The 19,816-nt window shown below is 73.5% G+C and carries 14 protein-coding genes; all 14 read left to right on the forward strand.

What is annotated here, in order from left to right:
- Positions 1–55 precede the first annotated feature (55 nt).
- The 14 genes from recN to AB0B58_RS39790 all read left to right on the forward strand — a co-directional run bounded on the left by recN (position 56) and on the right by AB0B58_RS39790 (position 19,812).
- Positions 56–1,813: a DNA repair protein RecN gene (recN, locus tag AB0B58_RS39725; protein WP_360235616.1), complete on the forward strand. Its 1,758-nt coding sequence runs from the start codon at positions 56–58 to the stop codon at positions 1,811–1,813.
- 114 nt (positions 1,814–1,927) lie between these two features.
- A complete protein-coding gene (gene steA / locus AB0B58_RS39730; RefSeq protein ID WP_360235619.1) occupies positions 1,928–3,106 on the forward strand; it encodes a putative cytokinetic ring protein SteA in 1,179 nt (392 codons plus the stop codon).
- Positions 3,107–3,133: 27 nt separating this feature from the next.
- Complete coding sequence (locus AB0B58_RS39735) at positions 3,134–4,063, forward strand: copper transporter (protein WP_360235622.1); 930 nt, start codon at positions 3,134–3,136, stop codon at positions 4,061–4,063.
- Between the two features lie 97 nt (positions 4,064–4,160).
- The gene (locus tag AB0B58_RS39740; RefSeq protein WP_360235625.1) at positions 4,161–5,027 is read left to right on the forward strand and encodes a hypothetical protein; all 867 of its coding nucleotides are present in this window, start codon (positions 4,161–4,163) and stop codon (positions 5,025–5,027) included.
- On the forward strand, positions 5,024–6,679 hold the full coding sequence (locus AB0B58_RS39745) for a lipid II flippase MurJ (RefSeq protein ID WP_360235628.1): 1,656 nt from the start codon (positions 5,024–5,026) through the stop codon (positions 6,677–6,679). The genes AB0B58_RS39740 and AB0B58_RS39745 overlap by 4 nt, the downstream gene beginning before the upstream one ends.
- A complete protein-coding gene (locus AB0B58_RS39750) occupies positions 6,676–7,803 on the forward strand; it encodes a glycosyltransferase family 4 protein (RefSeq protein WP_360235631.1) in 1,128 nt (375 codons plus the stop codon). The genes AB0B58_RS39745 and AB0B58_RS39750 overlap by 4 nt, the downstream gene beginning before the upstream one ends.
- Positions 7,800–10,214 (forward strand): hypothetical protein, encoded by a 2,415-nt coding sequence (locus AB0B58_RS39755; RefSeq protein WP_360235634.1) that lies wholly within the window; start codon positions 7,800–7,802, stop codon positions 10,212–10,214. Before AB0B58_RS39750 ends, AB0B58_RS39755 begins: the two co-directional genes overlap by 4 nt.
- A 140-nt stretch (positions 10,215–10,354) precedes the next feature.
- A complete protein-coding gene (locus AB0B58_RS39760) occupies positions 10,355–12,073 on the forward strand; it encodes a CTP synthase (RefSeq protein ID WP_360235637.1) in 1,719 nt (572 codons plus the stop codon).
- Positions 12,070–12,666: an NUDIX hydrolase gene (locus AB0B58_RS39765; RefSeq protein ID WP_360235640.1), complete on the forward strand. Its 597-nt coding sequence runs from the start codon at positions 12,070–12,072 to the stop codon at positions 12,664–12,666. Before AB0B58_RS39760 ends, AB0B58_RS39765 begins: the two co-directional genes overlap by 4 nt.
- A 205-nt stretch (positions 12,667–12,871) precedes the next feature.
- Positions 12,872–13,987 carry an alanine dehydrogenase gene (gene ald, locus AB0B58_RS39770; RefSeq protein ID WP_360235643.1) on the forward strand — a complete coding sequence of 372 codons (1,116 nt, stop codon included), beginning with the start codon at positions 12,872–12,874 and terminating at the stop codon, positions 13,985–13,987.
- A gap of 23 nt (positions 13,988–14,010) precedes the next feature.
- The gene (locus AB0B58_RS39775; RefSeq protein ID WP_360235646.1) at positions 14,011–14,907 is read left to right on the forward strand and encodes a site-specific tyrosine recombinase XerD; all 897 of its coding nucleotides are present in this window, start codon (positions 14,011–14,013) and stop codon (positions 14,905–14,907) included.
- 111 nt (positions 14,908–15,018) lie between these two features.
- Complete coding sequence (locus AB0B58_RS39780) at positions 15,019–15,948, forward strand: AAA family ATPase (protein WP_354721389.1); 930 nt, start codon at positions 15,019–15,021, stop codon at positions 15,946–15,948.
- Position 15,949: 1 nt separating this feature from the next.
- The gene (locus tag AB0B58_RS39785; RefSeq protein WP_360235649.1) at positions 15,950–16,618 is read left to right on the forward strand and encodes a hypothetical protein; all 669 of its coding nucleotides are present in this window, start codon (positions 15,950–15,952) and stop codon (positions 16,616–16,618) included.
- Between the two features lie 125 nt (positions 16,619–16,743).
- Entirely contained in the window at positions 16,744–19,812 is a 3,069-nt protein-coding gene (locus AB0B58_RS39790) for a PAS domain S-box protein (RefSeq protein ID WP_360235652.1), read from the forward strand.
- Positions 19,813–19,816 lie beyond the last annotated feature (4 nt).

Here is a 19,816-nt window from a genome sequence, read left to right on the forward strand (position 1 = left end):
GGCGCCGACCGGCCGCGCTGGGCAATTGTCGGTGGGCACCGATACCCTTCGGCCTGTGCTGGAGGAACTGCGCATCACCGGGCTGGGCGTCATCGATGACACGACGCTGCGGCTGACCACGGGCATGAATGCCATCACCGGTGAGACCGGCGCCGGAAAGACGATGGTCGTCACCGGCCTCGGGCTGCTCTTCGGCGGCCGCGCCGACGCCGGTCGCGTCCGCGCGGATCCCGGCCGGGCGGTGGTCGAGGGCCGGCTGCGCCTCGTCGGCTCGCTCGGCGACGCCGTGCAGACGCGCATCACCGACGCGGGTGGCGAGCTGGACGACGACGGGTCGGTGCTGCTCAGCCGCACGGTGACCATCGAGGGCCGCTCGCGGGCGCACGTCGGCGGGCGCAGCATGCCGGTGGCGATGCTGGGCGAGGTCGGCGAGCAGGTGGTCGCCGTGCACGGGCAGTCCGACCAGCTGCGGCTGCTGCGCCCGGCCGAGCAGCGCGCCGCGCTGGACCGCTTCGCCGGTCCCGAGCACGAGAAGCTGCTGGAGACCTACCGGGAGACGTTCACCCGCTGGCGGGCCGTCGTCGAGGATCTCGCCGACCGGCGCCGGCACGCCCGCGAGCGCAGCCGTGAGGCCGACCTGCTGACCCTCGGCCTCGACGAGATCAGCCGGGTTGACCCCCAGCCGGGCGAGGACGACGACCTGCGGGCCGAGGTTCAGCGCCTCGAGCACGCCGAGGGGCTGCGCACCGCCGCCGCCCTCGCCGCGCAGGCGCTCGCCGGCGGCGTCGAGGCCACCGAGGAGACGCCGGACGCGACCCTCCTGCTGGGCACCGCGCGGCGCACCCTCGAGGCGCAGGCCGCCGTCGACCCGGCGCTCGGTGAGCTCGCGGCCCGGATCGAGGAGGCCGCCACGCTGGTCGGCGACGTCTCCGCGGAGCTGTCTGCCTACCTGAGCGCGCTGGACGCGGACCCGGCCCGGCTCGAGGTCATCTACGAGCGGCGGGCGGCGCTGCGGGCGCTGACCCGCAAATACGCGGACGACGTCGACGGCGTCATCCTCTGGGCGGAGAACGCCCGGACCAGGCTGGCCGCGCTGGACAGCTCCGACGAGCTGCTCGAGGAGCTGGACCGGGAGCGGCTGCGCATCGCCGCGACCGTCGGCGAGCTGGCCGGGCGGCTCACCGCCGCCCGGGCGGAGGCCGCCGGGCGGTTCGCCGAGCAGGTCAGCGTCGAGCTGGCCGGGCTGGCCATGCCGCACGCCCGGGTCGATGTCGCGGTGCAGGCGCGGGTCGCCGGGCGGGACGAGCCGACGGTGACCGTCGACGGCGCCGAGGTCGCGGTCGGCCCCGACGGCGGGGACGACATCGAGCTGCGGCTGATCGCGCACCCCGGCGCCCCGGCGCTGCCCCTGCAGAAGGGCGCCTCCGGCGGGGAGCTGTCCCGGGTCATGCTGGCCATCGAGGTGGTGTTCGCCGGGGCGGGCGGGCCGCCGACGCTGGTGTTCGACGAGGTCGACGCCGGCGTGGGCGGGCAGGCCGCGGTGGAGATCGGGCGGCGGCTGGCACGGCTGGCCCGCACCCATCAGGTGCTGGTCGTGACGCACCTTCCGCAGGTGGCCGCGTTCGCCGACCGGCACCTGGTCGTCGCGAAGGACACCGGCGGGGCGATCACCACCAGCGGGGTGCGGATCGTCGAGGAGACCGAGCGGGCGAGGGAACTGGCCCGGATGCTGGCCGGCCTGCCGGACTCGGACCTGGGCATCGCCCACGCGGAGGAGTTGCTGGCGGTCGCCGACCGGGAAAAGCGCGGCTGACGGAGCCCGTGAACGGTGAATACTGCGGAGAGTGACGGCTCTTTGTCGCTTTTGTCGGTGACCTTGTGCATGTCGCGTGGGTGATGCATGAAATGGCATGTCAGGATGGCCGGGATGCGACTTCCCACCTTGCGCCGGACCCGGAGCGTCGAACCGGGAGCTGTCTCCGGCACCGCCCGACTCGACCGCCGGACCAAGCGCCTGGTCGGACGGCTGCGCCCCGGTGACATTGCGATCATCGACCACGTCGACATCGACCGGGTCGCCGCCGACTCGCTGGTCGCCGTCGGTGTCGCCGCCGTGCTCAACGTCAAGCCCTCGATCTCCGGGCGATATCCCAACCTCGGCCCCGAGGTGCTGATCCAGGCCGGCATCGTGCTCGTCGACGACCTGGGCGACGAGGTCTTCGACCGGATCAGCGAGGGCGCCCTCGTCAGCATCGACGGCGACACGGTGCTGCTCGACGGCGAGCCCGTCGCCAGCGGCATCCAGCAGGACACCCAGACCGTCGCCGCCGCCATGGCCGACGCCCGCGAGGGCCTGTCCGTGCAGCTCGAGGCGTTCGCCGCCAACACGATGGACTACCTCAAGCAGGAGCGCGACCTGCTGCTCGACGGTGTCGGCGTGCCGGACGTGCAGACGCAGATCTCGGGCCGGCACGCGCTCATCGTCGTGCGCGGCTACGACTACAAGGCCGACCTCGACGTGCTGCGGCCCTACATCCGCGAGTTCAAGCCGGTGCTGATCGGCGTCGACGGCGGCGCCGACGCGCTTGTCGAGACCGGCTACACGCCGGACATCATCATCGGCGACATGGACTCGGTCACCGACGACGTGCTGCGCTGCGGCGCCGAGGTGATCGTGCACGCGTACCCCGACGGGCGCGCGCCCGGGCTGGACCGGGTGCACGGGCTCGGCGTGCCCGCGGTGACCTTCCCCGCGGCGGCGACGAGCGAGGACCTGGCCATGCTGCTGGCCGACGACAAGGGCGCCACGCTCATCGTCGCCGTCGGCACGCACGCCAACCTGGTGGAGTTCCTGGACAAGGGCCGCGGCGGCATGGCCTCGACGTTCCTGACCCGGCTCAAGGTCGGCGGCAAGCTGGTCGACGCCAAGGGCGTGAGCCGGCTCTACAAGCAGAACATCTCCGGCTCCTCCCTGCTGCTTCTCGTGCTCTCCGCGATCGCGGCGATGGCCTCGGCGGTCGCGGTCTCCACGGTCGGCAAGGCCTATCTCTCCGTGGTGTCCGAGTGGTGGGACAATCTGGTCTTCCAATTAGGGCAGCTCTTCTAATCCGCGAGTGACCAAGAGGCTTTTGGCGTGATCAACTTCCGGTACCACGTGGTGTCCCTCACCGCGGTCTTCCTTGCCCTGGCCATCGGGCTGGTGGTCGGCACGGCCGCGCTCAACGGGCCGGTCGCCGACACCCTCAAGGACCGCGTCGACGCGCTGAGCAAGGACAACAGCAACTACCGCGAGCAGGCGAACCAGTACCGCGAGGAGCTCAACCGGACGCAGGACTTCGCCACCGAGGTCTCGCCCGCGCTGCTGGGCGGCAAGCTCGCCGGGCGCAAGATCCTGATCATGGTGATGCCCAGCGGCCAGGACTACGCCGAGGGCGTCACCTCGATGCTCAAGGTCGCCGGCGCCAGGATCACCGGCACGGTCACCGTGCAGGACAAGTTCTTCGACCCGGCGAACGCGTACGAGCTGCTGAACCTGGCCGACAAGGCCTCGCAGCCGACCGTGCCCGCCGAGGGGCTGCCGCTCAACAGCGACGGCGTCGAGACCTCCAGCGCGCTGCTGGCCGTGGCGCTGCTGCAGCAGGCCGTCCCGGTGACGACCGGGGACCTGACGGCGGTGCTCACGGCGTACACGGAGCCGGGCTACATCTCGGTCTCCGACAACCTGGTGCCGGGCGCGGAGGCGACCGTGGTGGTCTCGGGCCTGCCGCCGGTCGACCGCGACGCCGCGAAGAAGAACCAGAACGCGGTCACCTTCACGACCCAGTTCGCCAAGGACCGGCCGCTGGTCGTCGGCGGCAACGGCATCGGCGACGGCAACCTGGTCGCCGAGGTCCGCGCCGACCCGACCCTGGTCAAGGGCATCTCGACGGTGGACAACGTGAGCACCGAGCAGGGCCAGCTGGCGACCGCGCTGACGGTGGTGGAGCGGGTGGTGGCCGGCCGGGTCGGCCATTACGGCCTGTCGGCGGGCGCGACCTCCCAGGTACCGAAGGCCGCGGTCTGACCCGCAGGCGGCGCGTCCGCGTGGCCGAGCCGGGACCGCCTAGACTCGGCGGTCGGTCGCCGAGGGGTGCGGCCCGGCGAGGCGGGAGTTCACTCAGATGGCCACTCGGGTCGTGAAGTCGTTCGGGATCGGGGCCCTCGTGGCCCGTGCCACCCTGGCCTGGATCCGTAGCGATCCGCGCGCCGCCCAGCTGGAGCGGACGAACTTCCGCGGCCGCACGGTCACCCTCGCGGGTGGTCCCGCCCTCGCGGCGGGCGCCACCGTCGCCGCGGCCGCCGGTGCGCCGAGCCCTGCCGTGGCCGCGGCCGTGCTCACCGCGGGCGCCACGTCCGGCGCGGTCGGCTTCTACGACGACCTGGTCGGCAACCGGCCCGAGCAGAAGTCCGCGAAGGGCTTCGCCGGCCACGTCGGCGCGCTGCGCGAGGGCCGGGTCACCAGCGGCGCGATCAAGATCGCGGGGCTCGGCGCCGCCGGGCTCGCCGCCGCCGCTCTGCTCGGCCGCGACCCGGGCGTGCGGGCACACCGCGGCCGCCGGCGGGGCGGCGCCGTGCGGCGCACGGCCGACGTGCTGCTGGGCGCCGGGGTCATCGCCGGCACGGCGAACCTGGTCAACCTGCTGGACCTGCGCCCCGGGCGCGCGCTGAAGGCGGGCGCGCTGATCGGCACGCCGCTCGCGGTCGGCCGCGGCGCCGGCGTCGCCGCCGGGACGCTCGGCGCGGGCGCGGCGCTGCTCCCGTCGGACCTGGGCGAGGAGATCATGCTCGGCGACTCGGGCGCCAATGCGCTCGGCGCGCTGCTCGGGGTGGCCCTGGCCGCCCGGACCGGGCCGGCCGGGCGCGCCGCCCTGCTGACCGTGCTGGCCGGGCTCACCGCCGCCAGCGAGAAGGTCAGCTTCACCAAGGTCATCCAGGACACGCCGTGGCTGCGCGAGCTCGACGCGCTGGGCCGCCGCCCGCCGGAATGACGGGCGCACCGGACCAGGACCTCGCCGGGAGCGCGACACCCGCGCCGCGTTTCGGCGCCGGGCGCATCGCCGGCGCGGCCGCGCTGATCGCCGGGCTGACCGTGCTCGCCCGGATCGCGGGCTTCGGCCGCACCGTCGTCCTGGTCGGCACGGTGCAGCGCACGTCGCTCGGCGACGTCTACAGTGCCGCCAACACGGTCCCGAACATCGTCTTCGAACTGGTCGCCGGCGGCGCGCTGGCCAGCCTTGTGGTGCCGCTGCTGGCGGGCGCGGTAGCCGGGGGCGACCGCCGTCGGGTCAACGCCGTCGCCTCCGCCCTGCTGACCTGGACGCTGCTGCTGCTCGTGCCGCTGGCGATCCTGGTAGCGCTGTTCGCCCGCCACATCGCCGGGTTGCTGCTGTCGGACATGTCGCCCCAGGCGCACGAGGTCGGCACCCGGATGCTGTGGGTCTTCGCGCCCCAGCTGCCCCTGTACGGCGTCGGCATCGTGCTCGCCGGAGTGTTGCAGGCGCACCACCGCTTCGCCTGGCCGGTCATCGCGCCGCTGCTGTCCAGCGTCGTCGTGATGGGCGCCTACCTGACGTACGCGCTGGTGGACGGCCGGGGCAGCGACCTGCCCGGGCTGAGCAGCGGCGGCGAGCTCGCTCTGTCGCTGGGCACCACGCTGGGCGTCGTCGTGCTCAGCCTGTGCCTGCTGATCCCGCTGCGCGGCCTGCGCCTGCGGCTGCGCCCGGCGCTGCGCTTCCCGGGCGACGCCGGCCGCCAGGTCGTCCGGCTCGGCTGGGCGGGCGCGGTCACCGTCGGTTCCCAGCAGCTCATGGTCGTCGTGGTGCTGCTCCTGGCGGTCGGCAAGGGCGATCTGCTCACCTTCAACCTGGCCCAGGCGCTGTACCTGTTGCCCTGGGCGGTGCTCGCCGTGCCGCTCGCGACTGCCGCATATCCGACATTGGCCGCGGCGGCGGAGCGCGGCGACGAGGACGGCTACCGTGATGCGCTGGCCGGGACCGCCCGGACGGTGGTGCTGCTGGCCTGCTTCGGCGGCGCGGCGCTGGTCGCGCTCGCCGGGCCGGTCGCGAGGCTGCTGGATGTGCCGCAGGCCGCGCCGGGCATCGCCGGGTTCGCGCCGGGCCTGCTCGGGTTCGCGCTGTTCGCGCTGCTCTCGCGGGCCCTGTACGCGCGCGGGGCGACCGCGGCCGCCGCGGCGGCGACCGCGGTGGGCTGGGCGGTGGCCGCGGGCGCCGCTCTGGTGCTGGTGGCGGTCCTGCCCGACACCGACAAGGTGCTGGCGCTGAGCCTGGCCAACAGTGTGGGCATGCTCACCCTGGGCGTGTTGCTGGTCGCCACCGTACGCCGTCGCGCGGGCGCCGCGGCGCTCGCCGGGCTGCCCCGCGCGGCCGGCGTGGGTATCGTTGCGGCGGTCGTCGCCGGGCTGGCCGGCTGGGGCGCCGTGGAGGCCGTGCGGCACGTGTCCGGCTCGACCCCGGCAGGTTGGGTGAGCGTGCTTTCGGGCATGCTGGGCGGAGTCGTGGTGGTGGTCGTGTTCCTCGCGGTGACCTACCCGCTGGACCGCCACGACCTGCGGCCACTGGTCGCCAAGGTGACGGCGCGGATCCGCCGCGGACCGGCGCCGGACGGGAAGGACGCGAAGTGACCGACACAGCGCAGCCGTGGCACGGCTCGGTGGCGCTGGTGCTGGGCTCCAGCACCGGCGGCGTCGGTCAGCACGTGGCCTCGCTGGTGCGTGGCCTGCTCGCCGCCGGATGCCGGGTCCTGGTCTGTGGCCCGGCCGCCACCGACGAGCTGTTCGGCTTCTCCGCCGCCGGCGCCGAGTTCGCCGCCGTGGAGATCCCGGCCAGCCCCGGCCCGCAGGACTCCGGTGCGGTGCGCGCGCTGCGCCGGGCCCTGACCGGCCGCGAGACGGACGTCGTGCACGCGCACGGGCTGCGCGCCGCGTTCGTCGCCTCGCTCGCCCGTCCCGCCGCGCCGCTCGTGGTCACCTGGCACAACGCGGTGCTCGCCCGCGGCCTGCGCGGCCAGGCCTCCGCGCTGGTCGAACGGATCGTGGCCCGCGCCGCCACGCTCACCCTCGGCGCGTCCGAGGACCTGGTCGAGCGCGCCGCCTCGCTGGGCGCCCGCGCCGCCCGCCTCGGCGCGGTGGCCGCGCCGACGCCGGCCCCGCCCAAGCGCACCCGGGCCGCCGTGCGGGCCGAGTTCCGGGTGCCGCCGGGCACCCCGCTGATCCTCGCCGTCGGCCGGCTGCACCCGCAGAAGCGCTACGACCTGCTGCTCGAGGCCGCCGCACGCTGGCGTGCCCTCAAGCCCGCCCCGGTGGTCGTGGTTGCGGGCTCCGGGCCCAGCTACATGGTGCTCGCCCAGCGGGCGTCGGAGCTACGCGCGAAGTTCTACCTGCTCGGGCACCGCCGGGACGTGCCCGACCTGCTGGCCGGCGCCGACCTTGCCGTGATCACCAGCGACTGGGAGGCCCGGCAGCTGTTCGCCCAGGAGGCGTTGCGCGCCGGGGTGCCGCTGGTCAGCACGGCGGTCGGCGGGCTGCCCGGGCTGGTCGGCGACGCCGCGCTGCTGATCGCGCCGGGTGACGTCGACGCGCTGGACGACGCCGTCCGCGGCCTGCTGGCCGACCCGGCCCGGCTGGCCGACTACGCCGCCCGCGGGCCACGGCGGGCCGCGACCTGGCCCACCGAGGAGGACACCGTCGCGGACGTGCTCGCCGCCTACTCGTCGGTGACCTCCACCGCCCGGGCGGGGCAGGGATGAGCGAAGTGGAACCCGCCCACCCCAGCCCGGAGGCCGCCGTGGCCGGGACCGGGCGGGACGGGGCCGCGCGCCGCCCTCGCACCGAGCCGGCCGCGGGTGTGCGGTGGAGGCCGGGCCGGTGGCCCGGCCGGGCCTGGCGCAGCCTGCGCCGCGGGCCGCGACCCGACTCCGCACCGCCGTCCCGGGTGCGCGGTGGCCGGACCTGGCTGCCGTACCTGCTGATCGTGCTCGCCGCCGGCGCCAGCATCGCCGGCCTGGCCGTGCGTCCCGCCACCGGCGCGCCGCAGGACACCGCCGACTACGTCATCATCGCCGGCGCCGCCGGCCTGCGCTGGGAGGACCTCGACCCGCAGCGGACGCCCGCGCTGTGGCAGCAGGCGACCCGCGGCTCGATCGGCTGGCTCTCCGTGCGCTCCGCGCACCACACGACCTGCCCCGCGGACGGCTGGCTCACCCTCGGCGCCGGCAACCACGCGATCTGGCGGGACGAGCGCGTCGACGGGCAGTGCCCACCGGCCGCGCCGGCCATCGAGCGACCGGACGGCATCGGCGCGAACCTTCCGCAGCTCAGCGGCGTGGTGCGCGAGAACCAGGACAAGCAGCCGTACGGCGCCGTGCCGGGCGCGCTCGCCGAGTCCCTGCGGTGCACCGTCGCCGTCGGGCCGGGCGCGGCGGTCGCGGCGGCCCGCCCGTTCGGCCGCGTCGACCAGTACGCGGAGTCGCTGCCGGACGACCCGCGGGTCCTGCTGTCGCAGTGCGTGCTCAGCGTGGTCGACCTCGGTACCGTCACCGGTACCGGATCCGAGCGGGAGTCGCTGGTCGCCCAGGCGGACGCGACGCTCGCGCGGATCGTGGCCGCCCGGCCCGAGCGCTCGGTGGTGATGGTCGCGGGCGTCGCGGACACCGACAACGCCTCGCGGCTGCACGTGGCGATCGCCGAGGGACCGGGCTGGCAGGGCGGCTGGCTGACCTCCGCCGGCACCGGCCGCGACGGCTACCTGCAACTGGTCGACCTCGCGCCGACCGTGCTCACCTCGCTCGGCCGCCCGGCCCCGGAGCGGCTGTTCAGCGGGCACAGCGCGTTCTCGGCGCCCGGGCGTCCCACGGATCCGGCGGACGCGGTGCTCGGCGTGCACAACGCGGACCGGCGCGCGGGCGCGCAGCTGGGCATCGCCGGCACGTTCTTCACCGCGCTGGCCGCCGTACAGCTGGCGGTGTTCCTGCTGGTCGTGCCGTTGATGATCCGGGCGCGGCGGCACGCCGGGCCGACCGGCCCGGCCGCGGCGCCGAAGTGGCGGGTGCTGTGCGTCGAGGTGCTGCTGATCGCCGTGGCCCTGGCCATTCCCGCCGCGCTGCTCGCCGACGCGTCGCCGTGGTGGCGGGCGGGGTGGCCCGGCCTGGTCTTCGCCCTGCTGACGCTCGCCCTGGTCGCGGCCGGCACCGCCGCCGTGCGCCTCGGGCCGCGCTACCCCGGCACGCTGTGGCCGATGGGGGTGGTCTCGGCGGTCTCCGCGGCGGTGGTCGGCTTCGACCTGCTGACCGGCGCGCAGCTGCAACTCAACGGCGTCGCCGGCTACTCGGCGATCGAGGGCGCACGCTACTCGGGCGTCGGCAGCGTCGGCCTCGGCATCTTCGTCGCCGGCATCCTGACCGTCGCCGGCTGTCTCGCCCAGGCGGTACGCCGCCCGTGGCGCCCCGTCCTGGTGGTGCTGGTCGGTGGCTTCGCGGTCGTCATGGTCGGCAGCCCGTACCTGGGCGCGGACCCGGTCGGTGCGATCGCGGTGACCGCCGGGGTGTGCGTGGCCGCCGCGATCAGCACCGGAGGCTGGCTGACGTTCCCGCGCTTCGCCTGGGCCGCCCTCGCCGGGCTGGCGGTGACCATCGGCTTCGCCGTGCTGGACCTGCGCCGGCCCGAGCAGGAACAGGGCAGCCTGGGCCGCGCGCTGACCGCCCTCGGCGACGGCACCGCCGGCCCGGCGATCCAGCGCGCGGCCACCTCCAACGCGCACGCCCTGGACAGCCCGCTGACGCTGCTGGCGCTGATCGGTGTCCTGATGCTCGCCTTCTGCCGTTTCTCGCCCTGGGGCGGTCTCAACCGGGTCTTCGGCCTGCACCCGGCGCTGCGCGCGGCCATGGCCGGCACGGCCGTTGCGACGTTGATCGCCGGGGTGCTCGGCGGCGCGGCGTTCGCCGTCGCGGGCGCCGCGGCGGCCGTGGTCGTCCCGCTGGCCGTGCTGACGACGCTGCGGGTCCTGGAGCACGCGGCCGACCGCACCCGCCCGGAGGGCGGCACCGACGGGCCGGGCGGGCCAGGCCTGTCCATGCGCCCGCTCCCCGCCCGGCCGGGCCCGCGGACGCCGGATCCGGCGGACAAATCCGACTCGGAGGGCGTGACCGTCCGCGGTGCGTGACCCGGACACGCGCGGCGACCAGCCCGGACGTTCGCCCGGCGGCGATGGTGTTACCGTGGAATCCCGTGGATGGCGCGATCAACGCGTTGAGTTGAGCGCCGGTCTGCACGATCGCATCTGACCGACCACGGGAGCAGGCCTTGGCAGCAACAGTTCGCGAGACCCGGCACATCTTCGTCACCGGGGGCGTCGCCTCCTCGCTGGGCAAGGGCCTCACCGCCTCCAGCCTCGGCAATCTGCTGACCGCGCGCGGACTGCGGGTGGTCATGCAGAAGCTGGACCCCTATCTGAACGTCGACCCGGGCACGATGAACCCGTTCCAGCACGGCGAGGTCTTCGTGACCGAGGACGGTGCCGAGACGGACCTCGACGTCGGCCACTACGAGCGGTTCCTGGACCGGGCGCTGTCGGCGAAGGCCAACGTCACCACCGGCCAGATCTACTCGGCCGTCATCGCCAAGGAGCGCCGCGGCGAGTATCTCGGCGACACCGTGCAGGTCATCCCGCACGTCACCAACGAGATCAAGGAGCGCATCTTCGCGATGGCCGCTCCCGACGAGTTCGGTCGCACGCCGGACGTCGTCATCACCGAGGTCGGCGGCACCGTCGGCGACATGGAGTCGCTGCCGTTCCTCGAGGCGATCCGCCAGGTGCGCCACGAGATCGGCCGCGACCACGTCTTCTACCTGCACGTCTCCCTGGTGCCCTACCTGGCGCCGTCGGGCGAGCTGAAGACCAAGCCGACCCAGCACTCGGTCGCGACGCTGCGCAACATCGGTATCCAGCCGGACGCGCTGGTCTGCCGCAGCGACCGCGAGATCCCGGAGAAGCTCAAGCACAAGCTGTCGCTCTACTGCGACGTCGACCACGAGGCCGTCGTGGCCTGCCCGGACGCGCCGAGCATCTACGACATCCCCAAGGTGCTGCACCGCGAGGGCCTGGACGCGTACGTGGTGCGCCGGCTGGGCCTGTCGTTCCGCGACGTCGACTGGTCGAGCTGGGACGACCTGCTCGAGCGGGTGCACCACCCGCGGCGCACGATCACCGTCGCGCTGGTCGGCAAGTACGTCGACCTGCCGGACGCGTACCTGTCGGTGAGCGAGGCGATCCGCGCGGCGGGCTTCGCCAACCACGCCCGGGTGCAGCTGCGCTGGGTGCCCAGCGACGACTGCGACACCGCGGCCGGCGCGGCGCACGCGCTCAAGGGCGTCGACGGCATCGTCATCCCCGGCGGCTTCGGCATCCGCGGGATCGAAGGCAAGATCAACACTTCCCGGTACGCCCGGGAGAACGCGATCCCGATCCTGGGGCTGTGCCTGGGCCTGCAGTGCATGACGATCGACGCGGCGCGCAACATGGCCGGCCTGGAGGGCGCCAACTCGCTCGAGTTCGACGAGCGGGCCGCGCACCCGGTCATCTCCACGATGGCCGACCAGCAGGACATCGTCGCGGGCAAGGGCGACCTGGGCGGCACCATGCGCCTGGGCGCGTACCCGGCGGCGCTGGCCGAGGGCTCGCTCGTCGCGGAGGCGTACGCCGGCAACGAGATCTCCGAGCGGCACCGCCACCGCTACGAGGTCAACAACGCCTACCGGGACCGGCTGAGCAAGGCCGGCCTGAGGTTCTCGGGCACCTCGCCCGACGGGCGGCTGGTGGAGTTCATCGAGCTGGACCGCGAGCAGCACCCGTTCTTCGTGGCCACCCAGGCGCACCCCGAGCTCAAGAGCCGGCCGACCCGGGCGCACCCGCTGTTCGCGGCGTTCGTCAAGGCCGCCGTCGAGTACGCGGCCGCCGACGAGCTGCCGGTCGAGGTCGCCGAGCCGAACCACGCCGCCAAGGCGCCGGTCGCGGCGTCATGACGTCCTTCGCGCACGAGACCGTCTCGCGGACGCAGCGGTACTCCGGGCCGATCTTCACGGTCAACACCGACGAGGTGACGATGCCCGGCGGGGGCACCGCCCGGCGCGACATAGTGATCAACAAGAACGCCGTGGGGGTAGTCGCCCTGGACGACGTCGGCCGGGTCGTGCTGATCCGGCAGTACCGCCACCCGCTCGGCATCAAGCTCTGGGAGCTGCCCGCGGGCCTGCGTGACGTCGAGGGCGAGGACCTGGCGCTCACCGCCGCCCGCGAGCTGGCCGAGGAGGCCGACCTCAACGCGGCCCGCTTCGACCTGCTGATCGACCTGCACACCTCGCCGGGATTCAGCGCCGAGACGATCCGGATCTTCCTGGCCCGCGAGCTGTCGGCGGTGCCCGAGGAGGAGCGGCACGTGCGGCGCGACGAGGAGGCCGACATCGAGATCGCCTGGTGCGACCTCGACGAGGCCGTCGCCATGGTGCTGCGCGGCGAGATCACCAACGCGGCCGCGGCCGGCGGGCTGCTCGCCGCCGCCCGCGCCCGCGACGACGGCTGGGCCACCCTGCGCCCGGCCGGCACCCCGCCGATCTGAGCCCCGGCCGGTACGCCCCACCGTGGGCGTACCGGTCCGCTGCAGGTCCGGGGTGTTCTGGGCCACAGCGGCGACGGCGGCCCACTTCTTGATCTTCGGGCCACACATCGGCAGTATCTTCCACTTGTTGGGACGGTATTCTGCGAAGCAGCCCGTCTCGGGTATGAGCCATCGACGTCTCTCCCGGAAAGGACGGTGTCGACTCGTGAAGGTCGGCATTCCGAGCGAAGTAAAGAACAACGAGTTCCGGGTGGCGATCACCCCCGCGGGGGTTTTCGAGCTGAACCGGGCAGGCCACGAGGTCTACGTGCAGGCCGGCGCGGGCGCCGGTTCCTCGATCACGGACGCGGACTTCGCCGCCGCGGGCGCCACGATCCTCGAGGGCCCCGACGCCGTCTGGGGCGCCGGCGACCTGATCCTCAAGGTCAAGGAGCCGATCGCCGAGGAGTACGGCCGCATGCGTGAGGGCCAGGTGCTCTTCACCTACCTGCACCTCGCGGCCTCGAAGGAGTGCACCGACGCGCTCATCGACCGCAAGGTCACCGGCATCGCCTACGAGACCGTCGAGCTGCCCGACCGCAGCCTGCCGCTGCTCGCCCCGATGTCCGAGGTCGCCGGGCGGCTCGCGCCGCAGGTGGGCTCGTACCACCTGATGCGCTCCGGCGGCGGGCGCGGCGTGCTCATGGGCGGCGTGCCCGGCGTCTACCAGGCCAAGGTCGTCGTCATCGGCGCGGGCGTCTCGGGCATGAACGCGGCGGCGATCGCGCTCGGCATGCAGGCCGAGGTGCTGGTCCTCGACAAGAACATCGCCCGGCTCCGCGCGGCCGACGCCGACTACCGCGGGCACCTGCAGACGATCGCGTCGAACGCGTACGAGATCGAGAAGGCCGTCATCGACGCCGACCTGGTGATCGGCGCGGTCCTGGTGCCCGGCGCGAAGGCGCCGAACCTGATCTCCAACGAACTGGTCTCGCGGATGAAGCCGGGCAGCGTGCTCGTCGACATCGCCATCGACCAGGGCGGCTGCTTCGAGGACTCGCGGCCGACCACGCACGCGGACCCGGTCTACCGGGTGCACGAGTCGATGTTCTACTGCGTCGCGAACATGCCCGGCGCGGTGCCGCACACCAGCACGTACGCCCTGACCAACGTGACCCTGCCGTACGCGCTGGAGCTGGCGAACCGGGGCTGGCGCGACGCGGTCCTGGCCGACCCGGCGCTGGCCCTGGGTCTCAACACCCACGGCGGGCACGTCACCTACGGCCCGGTCGCCGAGGCGCACGGCATGCACGCGTACTCCCTCGCCGAGGTGCTCAGCTGAGTTCACCGGCGTTGCGGCGGGCCGTGCGGACCTACCTCGATCACCTCACGGTCGAGCGCGGCCTGTCCCGCAACACCCTGGCCTCGTACGGGCGGGATCTCGAGCGCTATCTGGAGACCCTGGCCGCGGCCGGCGTCGGCGATCTCGCCGCCGTCACCGCGGCCGAGGTCTCCGGGCACCTCGCGCGCCTGCGCGAGGGCGACCCGGAGCATCCGGCCCTGTCCGCCGCGTCGGCGGCGCGGGCGGTGAGCGCCGTCCGCGGCCTGCACCGCTTCGCCGCCCGCGAGGGCATCGTGGCGCACGACGTGAGCCGCGAGGTGAAGCCGCCGGCGCCGCCGAAGCGCCTGCCGAAGGCGCTCGACGTCGACCAGGTCGCCCGCCTGCTCGCCGTCGCCGTCCCGCCGCGCGACCGGGCCCTGCTGGAATTCCTGTACGGCACCGGCGCGCGCATCTCCGAGGCGGTCGGGCTGGCCGTCGACGACCTGGCCCTCGGCGACGAGCCGACGGTCACGCTGCACGGCAAGGGCGGGCGGACCCGGTTCGTGCCGGTCGGCCGTTACGCCCGGGAGGCCCTCGAGGCCTACCTGGTCCAGGTCCGGCCCGCGCTGGCCGCCGCCGGCCGGGGCACGCCTGCGGTGTTCCTCAACGCGCGCGGGGGACCGCTGTCGCGGCAGAGCGCCTGGACGATCCTGCACCGCGCCGCGCAGACCGCCGGGTTGCCCGTCGAGGGCCCGCACGCCGTGTCACCGCACACGCTTCGGCACTCGTACGCGACCCATCTGCTCGACGGCGGCGCGGACGTCCGGGTCGTGCAGGAGTTGCTCGGACACGCCTCGGTGACGACCACACAGGTCTACACCCTGGTGACAGTGGACCGACTTCGGGAGGTGTACGCGACCTCCCACCCGCGCGCTCGTTGAACGGTGTGCGTGAGTCGACGCGACACGCCGAACGGCTGACCCCGGCAGGGCGGCCTCTTTGGCGTACAGTCGGGCATCGGCTCCGGCTGCGGGTCGAGAGGGGGCAGGGAAATGAGCGGGAACCATGACCGCGCCGAGGCGTGGACTTCGGCCCTGCGCGACCAGCAGAGCTCCATGGATCTCGGTGCCGACCTCGGCCCAGCCGACCCGACGGCCTACACGATGCGCAGGCCGATCCCCGAGCCGATGCCGACCGACCGGCACGGCCCGGCGCGGATCATCGCGCTCGCCAACCAGAAGGGTGGCGTCGGCAAGACCACGACGACCATCAACCTGGGCGCCGCCCTGGCCGAGTACGGCCGCAAGGTGCTGCTCGTCGACTTCGACCCGCAGGGCGCCTGCTCGGTCGGCCTCGGCGTCAACCCGCACAACCTCGACCTGAGCGTCTACAACCTGCTGATGCAGGACGACGTCACCGCCGAGGACGTCATCATCAAGACGGACGTGGCCGGGCTGCACCTGCTGCCGGCCAACATCGACCTGTCCGCGGCCGAGATCCAGCTGGTCAACGAGGTCGCCCGCGAGATGGCCCTGGCGCGGGTGCTGCGCACCGTGCGCAAGGAGTACGACTTCATCCTGATCGACTGCCAGCCCTCGCTGGGCCTGCTGGCGATCAACGCGCTGACCATCGCGCACGGAGTGCTCATCCCGCTCGAGTGCGAGTTCTTCAGCCTGCGCGGCGTCGCCCTGCTGCTCGACACGATCGACAAGGTCCGCGAGCGGCTCAACTTCGACCTCGAGCTCGAGGGCATCCTGGCGACCATGTACGACAGTCGCACCACGCACTGCCGCCAGGTGCTGCAGCGGGTGGTCGAGGCGTTCGGCGACAAGGTCTACCAGACGGTCATCACCAAGACGGTGAAGTTCCCGGAGTCCACGGTGGCCGGCGCGCCGATCACCAGCCTGGACCCGGCGTCCTCGGGCGCCCGCAACTACCGCCAGCTCGCCCGTGAGGTCATCGCCGCGCAGGCGGAGCGCTAGCTTGCTCTTCGCCCTCGGCGAACCGGTCGCATTCGTCGCGCTGGTCGTCGCCTTCCTCCTCGGCCTGCTGCTGCGGGCCTTCGCGATCCGGATCACGGCACGCGCCCTGCGGCTCAGCGACCGCCGGGACCCGGTGTCCCCGCGGCCGCGCGAGGACGTCGACCCGTTCGGCGCCGTCGCGGCGGCGGTCGGCGGCATGGGCTGGGGCAAGATGATCTCGGTGGACGAGGTGCCCCGCTACCACGGCCGGGGGAGGGCGGCGGCGGTCTTCGCCGCGGGCCCGCTCGCCTGCATCGTGTTCGCTCAGCTCCTGTTCGCGGCCTACGTGATCCTGTTCCCCGGCAACCTGCTGTCGTTCCTGCGACCGTCGGACGTGCTGCGCGGGTTCACGCTGCCGGTGGGGCAGCAGGTGCTGCTCTGCCTGGCGGTGGGGCTGCTGACCTTCGGGCTGCTGGCGCTGATCCCGATCCCGCCGCTGGACGGCTTCGGCATCCTGTGGTCGGCGCAGCGCCGCCCGGGGGTGGGCATGCAGAAGATGCGGCTCTGGTTCGAGGACAAGAACATCGGCGTGCTGATCCTGCTGATCTGCTGCTTCTTCCCGTTCACCTACCCGTTCCTGCTGGCGATCCTCGACGTGCTCGGCGTGCTCTTCCTGCGCCTGTGGGGCTGACGCCTTCCTGAGGTCCGCCCGGGCGGGCACTTCTGATGCCGGATCGATAATGCATCATGCATGGTGGTGTTTGCCCAACGAACTGACGCCATCGGGTGAATCATCATCAAGTGGGGGATCCCAGGGTGCTTCAGCTGATCGCCGCGCTCTACGTGATGATCTTCGCCTGGACGTCGGTGACCTATCTGCGCCGCCGCGACCCCCTGTTGCGCGATCTGATGTGGATCTTCGCCGCGGTGTCCATGACCTTCGTCCTGCGCGGTGCCCGCCTGATCATGGGGGTCCCGCCCCCGGCGCTGGTGGTGGTGCTCGTCATCATCATCGCGGGCCAGCCCTACCTGACCCTGCGGCTGGTGAGCCGGCTGCGCCGGGTGCCGGCGTGGGTCCTGCGGGGTGCGCTGGCCGTCTGGATCGCGTGCGCCGTACAGATCATCTTCCTGCCGACCGAGTTTCCCAACCGGGCCGCCTGGCCGGTCACCTGCGTCGTCTTCCTGCTGGACGCCGTCGCGGCGACGCTGCTGGCGCTCGAGGCCGGCCGCCGCGGCGGCGCGGCCCGGAGCCGACTGCTGTGCGCCGCCTGGGGCATCGCGGCGCTCGGCACGGCGCTGCTGCTGGCCGGCATCGGACCCTCCGTCGCGGCGACGATGTGGAGCCTCCTGCTCGCCTCGTCGCTGATGTCAATGCTCGCCTTCCTGCCGCCGCGCTGGCTGCGCCGCATCTGGTCCTGGGGAGCGGCCTACTCGGTGATGCGACAGCTGCTCGCCACCCCGGCCGACGCGCCCGCCGGGCAGATCTGGCAGCGCTACTGCCAGGGCACGCGCCGGGAGCTCGGCGCCGACGCCGTGGTGGTGCTGCTGCCCGGCCCGGACGGCGTGGTGACCCCGGTCAGCGACCCGCACCTCGGCCTCGGCGATCGGCGCTACCCCGACGACGACGGCGTCGAGCGGCTCCTGACCATCGAGATCGCCATCGACGCGCTCGCCGGCTGGACCCACCCTCCCCAGGTGGCGGTGGACCTGGCCCGGTACAGCGGCACCCGGTTCGTGACCGCGGCGCCCCTGACGGTGCCCGGTGGGGCGCTGGTACTGCTGCACCGGTACCGGACGCTGTTCGCCGACGACGACATCACCCTGATCGCGGAGCTGGGCGCCCAGGCGGCGGCCCTCGCCGAGCGGGCCACCGTGCTCGAGGAGCGCAAGCGGCTGGCCGTCATCGTGGAGTCCTCCGCCGACGCGATCATCAGCAAGGACCTCGACGGGGTGATCACCAGCTGGAACGCCGCCGCCGAGGATCTGTACGGCTACGGCGTCGAGGAGGCGGTCGGCCGGGACTACGCCACTCTCGTCGCGCCCGGGCATCAGGACGTGGAACGGCGACTGCTGGATCGGGTCATCCGCGGGGAGCGCATCGATCAGGTGGAGGTCGAGCACCGGACCAAGGACGGTGCGCCGATCATGGCGTCGCTGACGTCGTCACTGATCACCGACGCCGCCGGCCGCCCGGTCGGCGTGGCCTGCATCGTGCGCGACATCAGCGAACGCCGGCGCGCCGAGGCGATGTTCCGCGGACTGCTGGAGGCGTCCCCCTACGCGATCATCGGCGTCACCGCGGACGGCAGCATCGTGCTGACCAACGCGGAGGCCGAGATCCTCTTCGGGTACCGGCGCGACGAGCTGCTCGGGCAGAACGTCGACATCCTGGTGCCGGAGCGGTTCCGGGCCGTACACCCCGGCCAGCGCCGGGACTACTTCGCCGACCCGCGGCCGCGGGACATGGGCGTCGGGGAGGCCCTGGCCGCGGTCCGCAAGGACGGCAGCGAGTTCCCCGCCGAGATCAGCCTGTCCGCCCTCGAGACCGAGGACGGCGTGATCGTCTCCGCCGCGGTCCGCGACGTCACCGAACGGATACACGCACAGGCCGAGCGGGAGCGCCTCGCCGCACAGGCCGAGCGCGACGCCGCGGACCGCCGCATGCAGCACGCCCGCCGGCTGGAGAGCCTCGGCCAGCTCGCCGGCGGCGTGGCGCACGACTTCAACAACATCCTGGCGGTGATCGCCAGCTACACCGAGCTGCTCGTCGAGACGCTCGACACCCCCGAACCGGATCCCGGTGACCTGAGCGCCGCCCGCGCCGACCTGGCCCAGATCTCCCGGGCCACCGAGCGCGCCACCCGGCTGACCAAGCAGCTCCTCGCGTTCGGCCGGCGCGAGATCACCCAGGCGCAGGTGGTCAGCCTCAACCACGTGGTCGGCGACGTCGAGCAGATGCTGCGGCGCACCCTCGGCGAGCACATCCACCTGATCACCCACCTCGACCGGGAGCTCTGGCCGGTCTGCGTCGACCCCGGCCAGTTCGAGCAGGTGCTGCTCAACCTCGCGGTGAACGCGAGGGACGCCATGCCGACCGGCGGCACGCTGTCCATCGACACCGGCAACACCAGCCTCGACGAGGAGGACGTCGCCGACGGCACCGGACTGCTCCCCGGCCGGTACGTGCGGGTCCGGATCAGTGACACCGGCTTCGGCATGCCCGCCGAGGTGGCCGAGCGCGCCTTCGAACCGTTCTTCACCACCAAGCCGCAGGGCGCCGGCACCGGGCTCGGCCTGGCCACCGTCTACGGCATCATCGCGGCGGCCGACGGCCACGTGCGCCTCTACTCCGAGAACGGCATCGGCACCACGGTCACCCTGGTGCTGCCGGCGACCGAAGCCGAGGGCGAGACCGAGGCCCCGGCCGCCGAGGCGACCGCCGCCGCGGAGATCGCCGCACCGCAGGAGACGATCCTGCTGGTGGAGGACGAGGCCGCGCTGCGGGAGGCGGCCAGCCGCATCCTCAAGCGGGCCGGCTACCAGGTGCTGATCGCCGACGACGGCGCCGGCGCGCTGCGCATCGCGCAGAGCCACCCGGACCCGATACACCTGCTGCTCACCGACGTGATCATGCCCAACATGATGGGCAACGAGGTCGCCGCCCGCGTGCACGCGCTACGCCCCGGCATCCCGGTGCTCTACATGTCCGGGTACGCCCAGCCGGTCCTCACCGAGAACGGCACCCTCCCGCCCGGCGTGAGCATCATCGAGAAGCCGTTCACCCGCAGCGACCTGCTCGACCGGGTGCACGCCCGGCTGCATCACGCCGCCGAGGACGACGAGGCGGCGGCGACCGGCGGCGCGGGCCTGGCGGAGGGCCGGTGAACGC

It is taken from the genome of Actinoplanes sp. NPDC049118 (genome assembly GCF_040648555.1).
GTDB lineage: Bacteria > Actinomycetota > Actinomycetes > Mycobacteriales > Micromonosporaceae > Actinoplanes.